The organism is Labilibaculum filiforme (genome assembly GCF_002843315.1).
GTDB classification, from domain to species: Bacteria; Bacteroidota; Bacteroidia; order Bacteroidales; family Marinifilaceae; genus Labilibaculum; species Labilibaculum filiforme.
Map to the genome: position 1 here is coordinate 53,648 of NZ_MVDD01000012.1, position 17,026 is coordinate 70,673.

Annotated in this window: 13 protein-coding genes; 5 read left to right on the top strand and 8 right to left on the bottom strand. The window is 34.8% G+C overall.

Going from position 1 to position 17,026, the window contains the following annotated elements; genetic code table 11:
* Window positions 1-191 precede the first annotated feature (191 nt).
* From ffh to BZG02_RS14995, 3 genes are all read left to right on the top strand, one after another.
* Complete coding sequence (gene ffh / locus BZG02_RS14985) at window positions 192-1,523, top strand: signal recognition particle protein (RefSeq protein WP_101262258.1); 1,332 nt, start codon at window positions 192-194, stop codon at window positions 1,521-1,523.
* A gap of 65 nt (window positions 1,524-1,588) precedes the next feature.
* A complete protein-coding gene (gene folD, locus BZG02_RS14990) occupies window positions 1,589-2,470 on the top strand; it encodes a bifunctional methylenetetrahydrofolate dehydrogenase/methenyltetrahydrofolate cyclohydrolase FolD (RefSeq protein ID WP_101262259.1) in 882 nt (293 codons plus the stop codon).
* A 349-nt stretch (window positions 2,471-2,819) separates the two neighbouring features.
* Window positions 2,820-3,182, top strand: coding sequence for a hypothetical protein (locus BZG02_RS14995; RefSeq protein ID WP_101262260.1), 363 nt, complete (start codon window positions 2,820-2,822; stop codon window positions 3,180-3,182).
* Window positions 3,183-3,192: 10 nt separating this feature from the next.
* Here the strand turns inward: BZG02_RS14995 and BZG02_RS15000 are convergent, their stop codons facing one another.
* From BZG02_RS15000 to BZG02_RS15015, 4 genes are all read right to left on the bottom strand, one after another.
* Window positions 3,193-7,779 (bottom strand): translocation/assembly module TamB domain-containing protein, encoded by a 4,587-nt coding sequence (locus tag BZG02_RS15000; protein ID WP_180335744.1) that lies wholly within the window; start codon window positions 7,777-7,779, stop codon window positions 3,193-3,195.
* Window positions 7,780-7,800: 21 nt separating this feature from the next.
* Window positions 7,801-9,621 carry an outer membrane protein assembly factor BamA gene (bamA, locus tag BZG02_RS15005; protein WP_101262262.1) on the bottom strand — a complete coding sequence of 607 codons (1,821 nt, stop codon included), beginning with the start codon at window positions 9,619-9,621 and terminating at the stop codon, window positions 7,801-7,803.
* Window positions 9,622-9,801: 180 nt separating this feature from the next.
* Window positions 9,802-10,317: a CIA30 family protein gene (locus tag BZG02_RS15010; RefSeq protein WP_218972253.1), complete on the bottom strand. Its 516-nt coding sequence runs from the start codon at window positions 10,315-10,317 to the stop codon at window positions 9,802-9,804.
* Window positions 10,318-10,470: 153 nt separating this feature from the next.
* A complete protein-coding gene (locus tag BZG02_RS15015; RefSeq protein WP_101262263.1) occupies window positions 10,471-11,094 on the bottom strand; it encodes a hypothetical protein in 624 nt (207 codons plus the stop codon).
* A 366-nt stretch (window positions 11,095-11,460) separates the two neighbouring features.
* Between BZG02_RS15015 and BZG02_RS15020 the strand changes: the two genes are divergently transcribed.
* Window positions 11,461-11,895 carry a 2OG-Fe(II) oxygenase gene (locus tag BZG02_RS15020; RefSeq protein ID WP_218972254.1) on the top strand — a complete coding sequence of 145 codons (435 nt, stop codon included), beginning with the start codon at window positions 11,461-11,463 and terminating at the stop codon, window positions 11,893-11,895.
* A gap of 81 nt (window positions 11,896-11,976) precedes the next feature.
* Here BZG02_RS15020 and BZG02_RS15025 read toward each other — a convergent pair whose 3' ends face one another.
* The 3 genes from BZG02_RS15025 to BZG02_RS15035 form a co-directional block, all read right to left on the bottom strand.
* Window positions 11,977-12,426 (bottom strand): KTSC domain-containing protein, encoded by a 450-nt coding sequence (locus BZG02_RS15025; RefSeq protein WP_101262264.1) that lies wholly within the window; start codon window positions 12,424-12,426, stop codon window positions 11,977-11,979.
* A 321-nt stretch (window positions 12,427-12,747) separates the two neighbouring features.
* A complete protein-coding gene (locus BZG02_RS15030) occupies window positions 12,748-13,818 on the bottom strand; it encodes an L-rhamnose/proton symporter RhaT (RefSeq protein ID WP_101262265.1) in 1,071 nt (356 codons plus the stop codon).
* Between the two features lie 91 nt (window positions 13,819-13,909).
* Complete coding sequence (locus tag BZG02_RS15035) at window positions 13,910-14,944, bottom strand: uroporphyrinogen decarboxylase family protein (RefSeq protein ID WP_101262266.1); 1,035 nt, start codon at window positions 14,942-14,944, stop codon at window positions 13,910-13,912.
* A gap of 165 nt (window positions 14,945-15,109) precedes the next feature.
* On the opposite strand from BZG02_RS15035, the gene BZG02_RS15040 reads away from it, so the two are divergent.
* Complete coding sequence (locus BZG02_RS15040) at window positions 15,110-15,976, top strand: helix-turn-helix transcriptional regulator (protein WP_101262267.1); 867 nt, start codon at window positions 15,110-15,112, stop codon at window positions 15,974-15,976.
* A gap of 147 nt (window positions 15,977-16,123) precedes the next feature.
* Here BZG02_RS15040 and BZG02_RS15045 read toward each other — a convergent pair whose 3' ends face one another.
* Entirely contained in the window at window positions 16,124-17,011 is an 888-nt protein-coding gene (locus BZG02_RS15045; RefSeq protein WP_101262268.1) for a LysR family transcriptional regulator, read from the bottom strand.
* Between the last annotated feature and the right edge of the window lie 15 nt (window positions 17,012-17,026).

Genomic DNA, 17,026 nt, shown 5'->3' on the forward strand with positions numbered 1-17,026 from the left:
TATTTTAGATGATGAAGAAGCGGATTTCAGGAATGGAATCCGCTCTTTTTTTATCCAATAAAGCTTCCTTTTATAGGATTTTGACTAAAAATGCTAAAATCATTGATAAAAATATTGACATTTCTGTCGCTTCCTCTTTATCGCTAAGTAGATTTTTTTAATTTTGCAGTGAAATATAAATCTGGATAATAATGTTTGAAAATCTTAACGAAAGACTTGAGCGATCCTTCCAAATATTAAAGGGGCAAGGAAAAATTACAGAAATCAATGTTGCAGAAACACTGAAAGATGTAAGACGTGCCCTTTTGGATGCCGATGTAAACTTTAATATAGCCAAGTCCTTTACTAATACTGTAAAAGAAAAAGCATTAGGACAGAATGTACTAACCGCATTAAAGCCAAACCAGTTAATGGTGAAAATCGTTCACGATGAGCTGGCGGAATTAATGGGAAGTACTCAGGTTGACATAAATCTTCAGGGAAAACCTGCCGTAATATTAATTGCCGGTTTGCAAGGTTCGGGTAAAACCACCTTTTCAGGTAAATTGGCGAACCTTCTGAAAACAAAACGTTCTAAGAATCCATTGCTGGTTGCTTGTGATGTGTATCGTCCTGCAGCTATCGACCAGTTGAAAGTACTGGGAGAACAAATTGGAGTTCCTGTTTTTGCGGATATCGATAGTAAAAATCCTGTTAAAATTGCTCAGGATGCAATTAAGCAGGCAAAAGCTAACGGAAACGACTTGGTGATTGTCGATACTGCAGGTCGTTTAGCGATTGATGAGGAAATGATGAAGGAAATTGAGGCTGTTAAAAAAGCGATTGAACCTTCTGAAATTTTGTTCGTAGTGGATTCGATGACCGGACAGGATGCAGTGAACACTGCCAAGGAATTTAACGATCGTCTGGATTTTGATGGTGTTGTTTTAACCAAGTTAGATGGTGACACTCGAGGTGGAGCAGCTCTTTCTATTCGTTCTATTGTTAATAAACCGATCAAATTCGTAGGTACTGGCGAAAAAATGGAAGCGCTTGATGTTTTTCATCCTAGTCGTATGGCCGATCGTATTTTGGGTATGGGTGATATTGTTTCACTTGTAGAACGTGCTCAAGAACAATTCGATGCAGACGAAGCAAGAAAGCTTCAGAAAAAAATAGCTAAGAACCAATTTAATTTCAACGATTTCCTTTCTCAGATTTCTCAGATTAAGAAAATGGGTAATTTGAAAGATCTGGCTTCTATGATTCCTGGTGTGGGAAAGGCTTTAAAGAACATCGATATTGATGATGACGCCTTTAAAGGGGTGGAAGCAATTATTTTTTCGATGACTCCAGCTGAAAGAGAGGATCCGGCGCTAATTAACGGATCGAGAAGAAAGCGTATTGCCGATGGTAGTGGTTCTACCATTCAGGATGTGAATCGTTTGATTAAACAGTTCGACGAAACACGGAAATTAATGAAAATGATGAGCAAAGGTGGAAACATGTCCCGAATGATGGGGAATATGGGAGGCCGTAGATAATAAGTTATAAATAGAAATGCTTGGCCACTTGGTCAGGCATTTTTTATAAAGCAAACAATACAAGCATGGAATTAATCGACGGAAAAAAAATCTCAATGGAGGTGAAGCAGGAAATTGCTGCCGAAGTTGAACTTATCGTGAAGGCTGGAGGAAAAACTCCTCATTTAGCAGCTATGATTGTTGGACACGATGGAGCCAGTGAAACTTATGTGGCAGCAAAGGTGAAAGCCTGTCAAATGGTTGGTTTTAAATCTTCAGAGTTTCGTTTCGAAGAGGATATTACCGAAGAGGAATTGTTAGCAGAAATTAAAAAGGTGAATGATGACAATGATATTGATGGTTTAATTGTTCAGTTGCCCTTACCAAAGCACATCTCAGAATCAAAAGTGATTGAAACCATTCGTCCGGAAAAGGATGTGGATGGTTTTCACCCGATGAATGTTGGAAAAATGGTGTCGAGCCTACCAACTTATTTGCCTGCTACTCCGGCTGGAATTGTTGAGCTGATGAAAAGGTATAAAATTCAAACTTCGGGCAAAAATTGTGTGGTTATCGGCCGTAGTAATATTGTTGGTACACCAATGAGCGTTTTAATGTCGCGAAAAGCAGAATATGGCGATTGTACGGTTACGCTTTGTCATAGCAGAACGAAGAACATTGCAGAAATCACCCGTCAGGCGGATATCGTTATTGTAGCGCTTGGCATGAAAGAATTTTTAACTGGCGATATGGTTAAAGAAGGTGCTGTTGTTATCGATGTAGGAATTCATCGCGTAAAATCGGATAAAACGAAATCGGGATGGAAATTATTAGGAGATGTGAAGTTCGATGAGGTTGCTCCTAAAGCTTCTTTTATTACTCCTGTTCCAGGTGGAGTTGGTCCAATGACCATTGTTTCTTTACTACAAAATACATTGCTTGCTGCTAAAAAAGAAATATACAAATAGACCAAGAATATGGTTCTAAATATAGTGTAGGCTTCTCGATTCGAGAAGCCTATTTTTATATAATCTGCCACTTACTATTTTGATTTTCAGGATGTTGTTGATATATTGGAGGTGTTTGGTTGTGAAACTAACTCTTTGAGTAGAAAGTGTAAGTGCGTTGTTATTGGGTTCAAATTATTTGGCGAAATAGGGAGTAGAAGTGGTATGGTATCGGGTTGGAATAGTAGCCTGTAACACAATTGTGTTTAGTTCGTTTTTTTTTATTCAATGTTTGTGAAATTTACCGATTCGGTTTTGAATATCTGTTCAATTGTAAGTAGTTTTGTTTTACAAATAGAACAATTGAATCATGGAAAAGAGTTTTAAAGAGTTGGTTGATTTATATTACCAAAAGAAAATAGAGGGAATGGATTTTTCTCAAATCCGTAAAGAATTAGCCGATAAAAATGTCGATGAAGATTTAATTAAGGATGTTGTTCGCGCCATTGATGATAGAATGTTGAGGGGTGAAGTGAAGAAGACTGGGAAATCGAAAGCTCGTGAATTTCGTTTAATGGGATGGACTTTAATGATAATTGGAGGTATTATTACTCTTGGAACTTATTTTAAATGGTTTGATATGCATGGGTATTATTTTGTATCCTATGGTCCTGTAATTGCTGGTTATCTGCTAATTGTTGCAGCCCGAAGAGCACAACGAAAAGCGTCTTAATGGAGGCTTTTTATTTCCAGGTCCATTTAATAATGAAATCAAAACCTGAGTTTGTACTCTGATTGGTTGCCTGTAAAAACAGGGAGCGATAAAATTGATATTCCATAGATATTTTTTCTGGTTCAATAATTTTATCTTTTTTATCGATGGTAAAGGTTCGTTCGTAATTTAGGTACAGATTATTTGTAATGTACTTACCAACAGATACACTACCTTGTGTCCATCCCGTATTTCCAGTAATCTCAATTACATCTAAGCCAAGCGAGCTTTGTAGTGCATCCTTAACAACATTGGAGAATTGCCCAATGGCAAAATCTTTAGCGATATCCAGGTTACTGCTCTTCATCGAAGAATTTTCTTGGGTATCGAGTTGATTGGTACTTTTATTGAAAATAAGATACGAAATGGCATCCTTTTCTTCAATAGAGTTTTCGTCGAGAAAAAATTGAACTTCCGGTTGGTATATACGACCGGTAACATTTACGGTCAGCTTTCGAAGTTGATTGTCTGGATCGCGGAATTTGTACGCAATTGTAAAGTTAACAATCGGATTTAAGGATGCTCCACCTGTTAAGGTAATTTCTCCCTCTTCAAATTCAAGTCTTCTTCCGTAAATTTTATAGTATCCCCTTTTTACGTTCATTGTTCCGAAAAAATCTATCTGTTCGTTTTCTTTGATAGCTTTTATACTTCCGGCCAATTCAAAATTCATATTTTTACCTTTTACCCAAGTGTTTCTTGGAATTTCGATATCAAAATTTCCTTTCAGCTTTTTGTAAATATTTGGAGGTTCTTTTTGTGTGGTGTCTTTTTTTACAACATACTGAACCTTAAGGTTTTCGGCATTCTTGCGAGCAGTTACCAGCAATGGTTGGTTAGAGTCATCGTAAACACGATTGAATTCTTTCAGGAATATATCCGTATTTAAAGTTGAATTTAAAATTGCTACTTTTCCATTAAATGTTGGACTTTCGGGTGTACCATTGATACTTAAATTAGTATTAATTACGGCTTTTAATAGTTCGGAGTCAAAAGCTCTGAAATTTTGCCCACTTAGTTTCAGGTCAATATTTTTTAAGGTACCATCAAAGAGACTTTCCATTTCGGCAGTACCTTTTAGTTGCAGTTTTCCTTTCCCAGCATTTATATGAATACTGTCAAGCTGAAAAAGCTTATTGTTTAGGGAGCTGTGCATTTCGATATTGGAGTAGTTAATTCCCAGCTTTTTGTATTGTAAAGCACCTTTACTAAAATCGATTTTGCCAATAATGTGAGGATCATTAATTTTATTGTCAATCTTCACTTGTGCACTTAGTAATCCATTAGCTACAACGCCAGTAACTGGAATAAATCGGTTAAATTTATTAATGTCAAGTTGATCAATTTTTACAATTGCATGTATGGAATTGTCCTCTTTTGGGAGTAGTAATTTTTGGTTGATGGAAAACTGTACAGGAAGATCGAGTTTAGCGTTTATTAGCTGAGTTGCATAACCGTTAAGGTAGGATTCAAGATGAAGTTGATCGTTGGAATAGTTAATTTCGGAGTGAAATTTACTAAACCGAAGACTGTCAATTTCAGGATTATTGATTGTGACAAGCGTATTGATGTTTGGTTTGTTTGCTGTTCCTGTAAGGTGGAGCAATGCATTTACTTTTCCCGAAATTTGATAAGGCAATAATTTAAGGCCAGAAATGTTAATTAGGTTGATATCCCGAAGTTCAACCTGCAAATCTTCCGTTCCATTAAAAGAGAAAATTCCATTTGCTTTTAATGCACTTTCTTTAGAATGCACTTCAAATTGGTGAATTTCTATTGAATCTCTTCCAAATCGGATGTAATTATGATCATTTCCGCCTGTCCATATATGCTGATTTAAATTCAACAGGATATTTGAAAAGGAGATGCTCGGGTCTTTGTGAAACTTTATTTCCGAAATAATTTTACCATGTAAGGAGTCGCTGGCATAAAAAGAAAAGGAATTGCTGGCTTTTTGCTGATTGAATTTACTTTTAAATTGAAGTTCCTGTAAATCAAAATCATGAATTTTGGTATCGTTTACCAAAATGTTTAAAAATCCAGCATAAGAGGTATCTGCAAAATGGATACTTGCATCTGCAGCAATTTTTTGGATGTTTATTGTGTCGAGTTTTAGCTTCTCAACATTTATAGTAGTTAAGAAGTGAAGGGAATCGGCCGGACCTTTAAGTTTGGCATTTAATTGTCCGGTAAGTTGCACATTCTCTGTTTCTAAAGCAGTGTTTAGTTGTTGTATATCAGTAGTTTCTATGCTTAGCTCTAGCTGATTCTTCTTTTTCCAGTTGCCATTACCAATTAAGCTGGCTACTACAAATGGAGTTTCTATTTGAAAGCCATTTACCTGATATTCTCCTTTATTATAGTTTATATTTGCTTCGAAATTATCGACAGGCAAATCAAATAAGGAGGATTCATTGGATCGAATTTCCAGATTGGCATTCATTAATTCTGGTTGAATTCCTGTTCCATTGGCTGCTATTTCGAGGTTCAAATTGGAACGGAATTTTTCATTTTTGGTGATTTGAGAAAGATCAGTGTTTTTTAAACTGCTTTCTATTTTATAAACAGGAATGGTAAAAAGATTGTTGATGGTGAACTTGCTTTTTAGATTTCCTAAAATGGTAGAAGAAGTAAGACTGCCACTACTATTTTCTTTATTTTTTTCAAAAGTAAAGTCCGTATTTGCTAAGTAATATTTCTCAAATGCAATATAAGCAGCGTCGACTTTTGTGCTTAAATAAAGGTTTTTGAGAAGGATATCGGTACTCGCTTCTTTTTTCGAAACGGAATCGCTTTCTACAAATAAATCTGTTCCCGAAAAGCGTGCATGTATACTGGCTTTTAAATTCTGCAGGACTAAAGAGTCCAATTTGGCATCTGCAATTGTGATGTCGCTTTTAAAATCTAAAGCATTTAAAGGCCCCGATAAATCACTGGTGATCTCTCCATCAAAGTCGATTGGTTGTAAACCTAAAGCTAGGAGTGGTGCAGCTATATTTTTCGATTTTAGTTCTAAATGAAGTTGATTGTTTTCACTATAATTTCCCTTCCCCGAAAGCATAGCCATTAAATAAGGTGCTTCGAAGTTTATTTTAGGTATTTGATATTCTTTTTTATCAATAAGAATATTGGCGCTTAAATTGGTGATTGCTTGTTTGAAAAGTACCGATTTGGATGCTTGTAGTTGAATTTTTGTTTGCAACTCGCCAGGGGTGAAGCCTTGGCCAATAGCTTGTAAGTTTAGGTTAAGATTCGATTTTAACTTCTGATTTCCGCTTAGTTTACTTAAATCTAAATTGGCAATTTTTACATCGGCATTGTAATTGGCCGTTTCAAAAAGCTTTTTAAGATGAATTTTAGTGTCTAGTTTTCCGAAAATAGTGCTTGCTTTTGCTGTCACATCGAGTTCATCTTTGTTTTTGTCAAGAAACAGTATGAAATTATCCAATTCGTAATTTTTGTATCGTAAATCGGCAAATTTGGCTTCGGCATGAATGGTATTTTCTTTGTAATCCAATCCTTTCCCACTTAACTCAAATTCGCCTTTAATATTCGATTTTAAATCTGCTCTGTGTGTCCAGTATTCTCCATTTAAACTATCGGCATGTAACAAAAAATGAAAGCTTGGCAGGCCATCGATATCTTTCATCTCGCCCAGCATTTTAATCGTCTGATTTTCTTGTTGTATAGAGAAGTCGAGATGACTGGTATTTTCTTTTTTTGCGATTTCTAAATTTAGCTGTGGTTTGCCATGAATTCCAGAGACCCATTCTTTTATGTCTTCAAAGTCGAAAGGGTTTGCTTGGAGTGAAATTTCGGACTGAAGCAGTTGATTTAAAGGAAGGGAACCTTTTGAATGAATGGTAGATTTAGGAAGTTGTATTTGAAAGTTAGTCCAACTAAAAACCGAATCAATTAAACTTGCCTGAAAATGGATATCCTTAATTTCTAATGATGGCTTTTGTGTGTTTATTTCGAGCTGATGCAGATTAAGCTGCATTAAATTAGCTGCAAATTCAAACCCCAGAGAAGTGCTTAATTTTACTTTGCGGGGAATTAATTTGGTGCTGTCGTTAGCGATAATATTAGCTTCAAAATTTTTTACCGAGAAATCTTTTAATTCAATTTTCCATGAAAAGGGACTACTAGGAACATTTGGTTCGGGGTTTTCTGCAATAGGAATCAGTTTTTCAAGGTTCCAGATTCCTTTCTTGTCTTGTTGTAAAAATACCGAGGTTCCGTTTAATTCCAGAGAAGTAATTTCTAGTTTTCCGGCAATAATTTTCCATATGTTGTAGGTAATTTCTAGTTCGTCCAGCTCAAGTAACTTCCCATTGTTGTGCTCCAAAATAATTTTTTTTATTTGAAGATGGGAGAGAGGATTTCCTTCTATTTTTTCGATGCTAAGTTTTGCATTTAGTTGCTGATTGGCAGTGCTGCATATGGTTTCTGAAATCCAATTATTGAAAAGTCCGGTGGAAAGAAGAAATAGCAACAACCCCAGGAGAATAATTATTCCTGCACTTGTAATTCCTGCTATTTTAAAAATTCGTTTCATTCTTGTACTCATTTTTTTTCCTTAAAAGGCATGTCCAATCGTGATAAAAAATTGGGTTTCAAATTTCCCTTCAAATAATGGACTTGCAACATCTACACGAATAGGTCCAACTGGTGTTTTTACACGTAATCCGAGTCCTGCATCGTAGTTTAGTTGATTTGGTTTAAATTCCCATGGGTTGAACCACGAATTTCCTAAATCGGCAAAGGCCGTTCCCGAAAAAATACCGTACAATGGAAATCTTAATTCAGCACTACTTTCCAACATACTATTTCCACCCAATTTACTTCCAGATTCATTGATAGGGGAAATTTGATTACGACCCCAACCACGTAAGGATAATGCTCCTCCCATTAAAAAACGGTCTTCAATTGGAGTTTGTGAATCGCCTTGAGTAGGATTGATGACTCCAGTTTTTAATTTCCCGGCAAAAACAACATTCTTTCCAAGTTTTTGGAAATAGTCTATTTCTGTCATGATTTTATAGTAATGAAATTGAGAGTTAAAGCCAATTCCCATATAGGTTAGTGTTCCTTCGTATTTCCATCCTTTGGTGGGAGAAAAAATATCATTGGTGGTGTTTTTGTTGTATCCAAAAGTGATTCCAGATTTGTTATGATTTAATTTGTCTGCTTCTTCAATCGATAAAGAGCTTTTACTTTTGGATAAATCAACATTATCCTTTCCAAAGGTATAAGAAATATAGGCGGCCGATTTTTTGCTTAGCTCCTTTTGCAAAGTAACCGAAGTGCCCAGCCTGTCTACCTTATAACTATCTTCTCTTTCGCGTGAAAAGTATGGGTTTAAAATAAGATCCAGATTCTTAGTCCAAATATCGGGCTGAATAAATTTACTTTCGATGCTAAGAGGTGTAAAGTAGGATTGTTCTCCTTTAATTATTAGGGTACGGCCTCCGCCCAAGAAATTTAAACGTTTAAGCAGGATCGAAGTCCTGACTTTATCCTCAGTTCCATATCCGGCACCCACTTTTAAGGACCAGCGAGGCAACTCTTTAATATGGATAGAAATTGGAATTGCATCCTGTTCTACGCTGTCCATCATTGCCCGAATGGTTACATATCGAAAAAGATTCATGTCGAATAATTCTTCTTGAGTCTTTTCAATTTTTACCTGCGAAAAGTTATCTCCTTTTTTTATTTCGATATGTTTACGAATGTATGTAGAGTCGATTAATGTGATGCCTTTTAAGTTAATACGACCAAAGTAGCTTTTATTACCAGTATTTATGGTAAAGTTAATGTTGGCAACACGTAGTTTTTCATTTAAAAAAATGTTTTTTTCTACTTTTACTAAAGGATATCCTTTCTTACTGAATTTTTCGCGAATCAACTTTTCGGCAGCAATTATTTTTTCATCCTGAAAAAGCATGCCTGGTTGAATAGGGATAATTGTTGTAATGGAATCTAAGATTTTTTTGGTTTCGGTATTTTTCTGCATCAAGTACTTGATTTCGCCAATTAAAACCGGATTTCCTTTCTTAATATGTATAGTGATATTAACTTTTTTGTTGTTTTTGTTGGGCACTATGTCGTAGGGAATGCTAGCATCTAAAAAACCGTTTTGTTGATAGTATTTTTTTAATTTTAAAATGTCTTCTTCGAAGGTGAAGCTAGAAAAACGTGCACTTTTTTTCCAAAAAGTCATTTTACCAGTGAAAGGTCTGGCTTTGGTATTCATTTGCTTTAGAAGAGTTTCCTTTCCTAGGGTATCAATTCCGGTAAAGCTAATTTTATTAATAATCGCATTGTCCTGTGCAGCTATCTTCAGGATAAAACCTGTTAAAAATATAATTGTTAATAAAACCTTTCGAAGTTGCACCATATTCCTTTGCCCGACTTATTATTAATGAATAAAGATATAGAATTTAGATGCAATTTTGTTCGAAAGCCACGGAAGTGAAAGAAAAATTTCTGGATGTAATTTTAAAGGCTGAAAAAAGAGAGTTCAAGTAGTCTTTCTTTCACTAATTTTGAGTTTATGTCAATTTAGGTTAACAGGTGATTATTTTAAGGCAATCCATTTTAATTCTAAGTGAAAGCTCTCCGCTTTTTTATTGCCGATAAGTATTGCAATCTCCTCCAGAATTTTATTAGGATAGTTTGCTATTTGTAGCTTTTGTCCGCGAAAAGTTGGGTGTAGTTCTGCTAAAGGAATTTCAATAATTTGCCAGTTGCCTGATGTAACAAAATAGGAAGCGTAAGCGTGTTGCTCTTCGGAATTGGATTTAAGTCTGACTTGATATCTTTTTCCATCGCCTTTTAGTTTTAGTGCAATTGTATCATATTTTGCTACATTTATTGGCAATAAGCGATGTTTCAGCATGCTAAAACCACCTTTATTTTCAAGAGAAATATTGCCTTTAAAAACGGCATCACCTTCTTTATTTAGGTAAAAGCCGGAATCGGATTTTCCTCCCATAATGGTGTCATTTATAACGAACCAGTCGGAGATATTGCTGGTAGAATTAAATTCCACCAATGTAGCTGTATTCGGATTCATTAGAGTTTGAACTTGCATAGGTTGTATCGTTATATTGGTAAAACAATTATTAAGCTAAAATGTTTTCGTACACTTTATTTAACTCGATATTTCAATTTCAATTGTTTTCTAAGATGAGTTTTGATGTTGATTTGCGTAATTACAGAAATAAAGTAAGTTTTTGGAGCCGGTCTATTTTTGTTCAAGAAGAAGTTCCAATTCTACTATTTCGGCTTTATTGCCATATTTTTCTTTTAAGCCTTTTACCATTCTTTCTGCAGTTACGCATTTTACATTGTTTTCAATACAATCTAAAACGTATACTTTTGTATTTGCATAATTAATTCGATAGTCATCTGATTCTATTTTGTAGGCGTTATAAAATTGAGTTTTCGCATTTTTGTAATGGCCTTTATTTAGCCAGCTACTTCCATCTTCAAGGAAATATAAGATTTTATTTTCTTTTGCTTGTTTAATTTCATCAATTTCATGTTGTATTTTAATTGCTGCAATTCGATGGTTTTCTTGAAAATCATCAATTTTGTATTGAGCAATGCAATAGATTGTACCAAGAATTGGAATGCTGATAAGAAGTACTAATAATTTTAGTTTTCGATTTTCTTTAAGTGCTTTTACTCTTATTTTGTTTTTTATTTGCTTTAATTCGGATTCGGTAACTTTTTTATATTCCAAAGTACGAATTGCAGAAGGTCGTTTAATACAATCTTTACTATGCGAACGGAAACGATCATTTTTAGGTCTCGCATTGTTTTTTATGGAGCTAATCATTGCTTGTACCGAACCGCCAAAACTCATTTATGCCATCTTTTAAATTATTCTGAAATAAAACTGTATAGTTCCTAAATTTATCAATAATATTGAGAATTATAAAGTTTTGTTTTCATTTATTTGGGAGTATTTAGTAGAAGATTTTAATCTTATTGAATTCACATTTTATTTCAGTTGAATAGTCTACCTTGTAGGATAAGTGGATTTGTTCCGCAATAATTTTTTATGGATTCAATTGGATACAACATTTGATGATTTAGTCAACAGTTATTTGAAAAGTAATGTTGGCTTGGCAGATAATTTCCTGAGCGAAACGCTTGCTTATCAGCTTAAGGGGAATTTATTGAGCTATTGTTGCAGGAGCAAATGCTTTGTGCAGGAATAGGTAATAAAATGGATCTTATTCACGATAAATTAATTCGTAGCGACAAAATTTATTGGCTCGATCGCAAACATCGAGATAAGCATGAAGATAGCTTTTTTGATTTGATGGATCGTTTCGTAGTTTATTTAAATCAGACCTGTTATACAGGAATTACGGGTTATGAATTTCATTATGCACTTTATGAAAAAGGAACTTTCTATAAAAAGCATCTCGATCAGTTTGTGAATAATAAAGGCAGAGCTTTTACGATGATCATGTATTTAAATATTGATTGGAAGCAAGGAGATGGTGGGGAATTGTGTATTTACCACTTGGATCACAATCAGAATATTGCTCCGATTAACGGTAAATGTGTTTTTTTTAAGAGTAGTGAACTTGAACACGAAGTATTGCTCAGTAATCAACCCAGACTTAGTATTACCGGATGGTTAAAGACGAACTGATCAGCTTACAGGTGATTTCTCTTAAAATATCATTACCAAGTTCTAACGAGCTTGGTAATGATATTGAAAAAAGTTATTTGGTTAGGCTGCTATTGCATCCTTTTTTGATTTTCGGTACAGGTAGGAGTTAAAAATGCTTCGTTTCGCAAAACGGTACTGTTTGTCGGAGTTGATGAATTTGTTAAACACATTTGCAGTCACGCCAAAGTATTCATAGGTTGTTCCATCGGTAAACGAAATTTCAAGTAGTAAGCCTTTGTGTTTGTAATCAGCAATTCCCGATTCGGTAGTTGTTGAAGTATATTCTGCTAAGTTTGCAGCAATTGTTTCTGGAGAAATACTTACTAAGAAATGATATGCGTCAATAATTTCACGACTTTTAATTTCTGCTTCCGCAAATTTTTCATCATCAGATTGAAATTTATCAGGATGCCATTCTTTCACCAAGTTTCTGTAGGTTGATTTTAATTTTTTAAGATCAGTATCCTGATCAACACTAAATAATTTTTTGTACGCATTCACTCGCTTCATACCGGCTCTTTCTAAAATTCTTAATTGATAGATATTTAAAGTGTTTTTTATGACACTTTTTTTGTTTTTTCGTAAAACAGCCGCAAAAGTACATATTTTAATGTTGTAATAGAGAAGTATTATTTAAATTTTCTATTTTATTACCGGAGAGTATCTAGTTTTAGGGACGAGATTGTGATTCTAAATGCGTATTTACTTCTAATTCTTTACAACGTACTAATTAATCGGACAGATAAAAAAGGTTGTTGAGACTTGAAATTAGAAAGTTTGCGATCTTTTTAAAATTATTCTCAACAACCATACTTGTGTTTTTTTTATAAATTAATGAATTCCGTTAGCCAATTCGCCAACATAGCTTCCATAGGTCATAATTACAAAGGAAATAACTAATACCAATAAGGCAGTAATTAACATGATATAGGTTTTACGATTTACAGCTTTCCATTCTTTCATGAGCACACCAATAATGTAACTAAAGAAAATTAACATCGACATGTGAAGTACCCAACTTGCGAATTGAAAACTTCCCATTCTTACGTGTCCTAAGCCGTAAAAGAAGAATTGTAAATACCATAGGGAACCAGCTAAAGCCGATAGCGAAAAGTTAGAGATATATCTTTTGGTTCCGGTTTCTTTGGTCGAGAATAATGTTTTAATGGAACCATCTTTGAAGGTTACTATGCCAAACCAGATAAGATTGGTAAGTAAACATCCCAGCGAGGATACAATTAATTTTGCATTGCCTTCAAAATGACCAGCACCATATTCTGCGGCAATATCGGAAATAGGTTGTCCTATTTCAAGAGAAACGCCCCAAATTGCGGATAGGGAACCTGCTATTAGAGTCAATATCAGCCCTTTTTTCATTTGGAATTTTTTCCCTTTCTCTTCTGTTTTAGAGGACAAAAATTTCTCTTTAAGAAAGCCTGCTCTTCCACAAAGGGCAACTCCAATAATAGATGCAATCATACCGAAAAGTACTATGCCTCCGCCAACTTTTGTAAATTGTTCTATTAATTGTCCCTTTAGAATTAAAGGAATTATAGTACCCAATACAGCAGATATTCCAATGGATATTGTGTAGGTTAACGAATAGCCAATGCTTCTTATGGCATAACCAAATGATAAACCACCAAAACCATAAACTGCTCCTAATAGTAAAGCTGGCCAAAATACGGATGCTGGCGCTTTACTTAAGACTGTAAATAAATCAGGAATTGTTAAATACCCAATTATTAGTGGCATAATTAACCAGGCAAATAAAGATTGAACAATCCAGAAAATGCCCCAGGACCATTGTTTAACTTTTTCGAAAGGCATATAGCAACTAGCAGCTGAAATGCCACCGATGGCGTGCAAACCAGTTCCGAATACAGGATTAGGAGTTATCATGTGTTTTTGTTTAGGTTAGGTGAAATAGGCATGCAATATACTCTTGTATGCGAATTGTTTTTATTTAGCCTTTGGGTATAAAGGTTGATTTTTATTTTTTAACAGCATCGAAAAGAGCCTCAATATTTTCAGGGGCAATATCCGGTAAAATGGCCTCGTGACTCGGAGAAATAATTAAACCAGTTGGGAATAGTTTTTTTAGTTCGAGTACTCGGGCAGTTATCTGTGCAGGAGTACCATTAACGAGTAGTTCCTGAGCATCAACAGCGCCACAAAATGCTTTCGAATCAAATTTGGTGCTTAGGTTTTCGGCACTCATATCTGCAGCTAAGGCTTGAATTGGATGAACAATGTCAACTCCCATTTCATACAAATCATCTATAATCGGAAAAATCGATCCACAGGAATGATGCAATACTACAAGGCCATAACTTTTTGCCTGGTCAATTAATTTTTTAGTGCCAGGAAAAACATACTCACGAAGCATATCAGGATCTACCATTAAGGCCGTTTGACTTCCAAAGTCGTTGCCAATAAGAACACCATCTAAATTTCCTTTGGTTGCTTCGTAAAATCTTCCATTTAGGTCTAAATAGAATTCTGTAATTCTATCAATTACTGCCTGAAACATTTCCGGATACATCATCATCGTAATGAGTGCATCTTCCATTCCGAACGCAGCACAAGTGTCCTGGAAATGAGCACTCCACATAATTCCCATGCGAAAATAATCTTTAGGCGCAGCAGCAGCTTCTTCTTTGGCTTTGTTTATATCAAGAAAATCGGATGGATTTGGCCATGGGTATTTTGCCACTTCAGCAGGATCGCTCATTCCTTCAAAATATCCAGGAGCGGTAAGGGTACGTTCATCTTGGGTACCAGTGGAAGAATTTGTTTTTGCGAAATTAAGGGCACAACCTACGTCGAAGTGAGGGGCATTATTATAAGGTACAATTATAGGCCACACATCATCATTAATGCATTTTTTTAGTTCGTTTACACTAGAAACTTTAAAATAATCGTACAATGCAGGCAATGCTGGTGGCACAGGAAGACCTAGCCAACTGGCTGGATAATCTACCTTTTCTCTTCTAATTGTTGCAAATACTCGCTCTTTTGAATTCATTCTTAATTTTTTTTATAGGTATGCTTATTGTTTTTAATGCTTTGTTTGTATTGATACTTAAACAATTCAAAAGTAGGTGTCTGGCGATTTATTTTATATAGAAAATCGGTAATCATTTATACATTTCCGACATTTATAGCTACTTTTGAAAGAAATTGACGACGAATGATATCTCCTGGTTTAATTAATGAAATCAAAATTCACATTTTTAATACTGCAAAGTGTACCGTGGAGCAGGAATGGAATTATTCTAATATTATAAGCCCTTTTTCCAGGATTTATCTGATTACAGAAGGGGAAGGATATATATTCCCAGATAATAAGCTACTACAACTTAAGCCAGGATTCATGTACCTAGTGCCTAGCTATACTTTATGCGGTTATCATTGTGTCGAAAACCTGAGTCATTACTATTTGCATTTTTCGCATCAAATGTCCGACGGATTAAAAATTTTCGATCAACTTTCTATGGCGCAGGAAGTAAAATCTTTGCCCATCGATATTCATTTATTTGATCGGCTTCTTGAAATAAATCCGACATTGGGTTTGAAATATTCCGATCCGAATATTTATGAAAAAAGTAGTTGGAAGCGAAACCCTTTAGATCATCGTTCCAATAGTATTCAATTAGAAACCGAAGGAATTATTAAGCAATTATTTTCCCGGTTTATTCAAAGTGGAAGTTCGGGAACTCTGCATCTTCAGAAGCAATCATTTATAAAAAAAACATTCGAATTTATTTCCAATCATCTTTACGAGGAAATAAGGTTGGAGGCATTGGCTAGTCTTGCTTGTTGTTCTACCGATCATTTTACCAGGCAATTTAAAAGTATTACTGGTATGCGACCAATGGAGTTTATTAATAGAAAAAGAGTGGAAAAAGCACAGGAACTTTTAATTACAACAACGAAAACCCAAAGAAATATTAGCGAAGAAATAGGTTTTAATAGTCAACAATACTATACGCGAATGTTTAAAAAAATTACCAATACTACTCCCGAAGAGTATCGAAGAATGGGAGGTTTGATTTAAGTGTTTTTTGAAAGTTATTGATAGATAGCTAGTTTTGGTTAAGGTTTCCTCAATATTGTTGTTTGTTAGAAAGTGAAATTAATACGATCGGATGGAGAATTCGAATTTGAAATGGAATTTGCCATGATTTTGTTTTTTTTAATGGATTTACTTGGCTTTCGTAAGATTTAAGAAGTTTGCTAAAATAGGATTGGTATTGGTCGTATTCCAAACAATCCGTAAGGTGGTTCGTTGGGGTATTTTATTCAGTTCTATAAACTTAATTCCCATATCGTAACCAAGTTTTAGCGATGTTGGTACAAGAGATACTCCAAAATTATTTTCCACCAATCTAAATATAGAACTTGCATTTACGGTGTAATGGGAAATTAAGGGTGCAAATCCGCGCTTGTCAAAAATTTGCATTACTTTTTCGTAATAGGATTCGCTGTATGAAGCGTCAAAAAAGATAAAAGATTCATCTTTTAGTTGCGATAAACTGGTAAAGTTATCCTCATTAATTGGATGGTTTTTTGGTAAAACCAGCGAGAAAGTGTCTTCGAATACCGATCGAATATTTAAGCCTCGGGGCACGCGTTCCATTCTTACAAAACCGATATCAATTTCTTGATTTAAAAGTGCCTGTATTTGCTTTTTGTTGTCCATTTCATTCAAGCTAAATAGAACTTTAGGATGGTGTTGTTTAAATTTTAGCAATAGTTCGGGAATTACATCCTGCATTGCAGAACCAACATATCCTAGTTTTAAATTCCCATCCAAACCGTCGTTTACTAATTTTGCATGATTGATAATCTCATCCAACTGCTTAAAATTCTTGATTAATTCGGTTTGTAAATACGAACCAGCTTTTGTTAGTATCACTTTTCGGTTGTGTCTTTCGAACAGACTTATTCCCAAGTATTCTTCCATCTGTTTAATTTGTCGACTTAAACCAGGTTGCGAAATATAAAGGCTTTCGGCCGCTTTTCTAAAATGCAAATCTTCTGCTAAAGCAAGAAAATATCTATAGTGTCTTAATTCTATTTGATTACTCATGGTTATTAATTAGAG

What these genes read in the sequence shown, in the direction of transcription:
- ffh (WP_101262258.1), top strand. Translation starts at nt 192, where the DNA reads ATGTTTGAAAATCTTAACGAAAGACTTGAGCGATCCTTCCAAATATTA.
- folD (WP_101262259.1), top strand. Translation starts at nt 1,589, where the DNA reads ATGGAATTAATCGACGGAAAAAAAATCTCAATGGAGGTGAAGCAGGAA.
- BZG02_RS14995 (WP_101262260.1), top strand. Translation starts at nt 2,820, where the DNA reads ATGGAAAAGAGTTTTAAAGAGTTGGTTGATTTATATTACCAAAAGAAA.
- BZG02_RS15000 (WP_180335744.1), bottom strand. Translation starts at nt 7,779, where the DNA reads ATGAAACGAATTTTTAAAATAGCAGGAATTACAAGTGCAGGAATAATT.
- bamA (WP_101262262.1), bottom strand. Translation starts at nt 9,621, where the DNA reads ATGGTGCAACTTCGAAAGGTTTTATTAACAATTATATTTTTAACAGGT.
- BZG02_RS15010 (WP_218972253.1), bottom strand. Translation starts at nt 10,317, where the DNA reads ATGCAAGTTCAAACTCTAATGAATCCGAATACAGCTACATTGGTGGAA.
- BZG02_RS15015 (WP_101262263.1), bottom strand. Translation starts at nt 11,094, where the DNA reads ATGAGTTTTGGCGGTTCGGTACAAGCAATGATTAGCTCCATAAAAAAC.
- BZG02_RS15020 (WP_218972254.1), top strand. Translation starts at nt 11,461, where the DNA reads ATGGATCTTATTCACGATAAATTAATTCGTAGCGACAAAATTTATTGG.
- BZG02_RS15025 (WP_101262264.1), bottom strand. Translation starts at nt 12,426, where the DNA reads ATGAAGCGAGTGAATGCGTACAAAAAATTATTTAGTGTTGATCAGGAT.
- BZG02_RS15030 (WP_101262265.1), bottom strand. Translation starts at nt 13,818, where the DNA reads ATGATAACTCCTAATCCTGTATTCGGAACTGGTTTGCACGCCATCGGT.
- BZG02_RS15035 (WP_101262266.1), bottom strand. Translation starts at nt 14,944, where the DNA reads ATGAATTCAAAAGAGCGAGTATTTGCAACAATTAGAAGAGAAAAGGTA.
- BZG02_RS15040 (WP_101262267.1), top strand. Translation starts at nt 15,110, where the DNA reads ATGATATCTCCTGGTTTAATTAATGAAATCAAAATTCACATTTTTAAT.
- BZG02_RS15045 (WP_101262268.1), bottom strand. Translation starts at nt 17,011, where the DNA reads ATGAGTAATCAAATAGAATTAAGACACTATAGATATTTTCTTGCTTTA.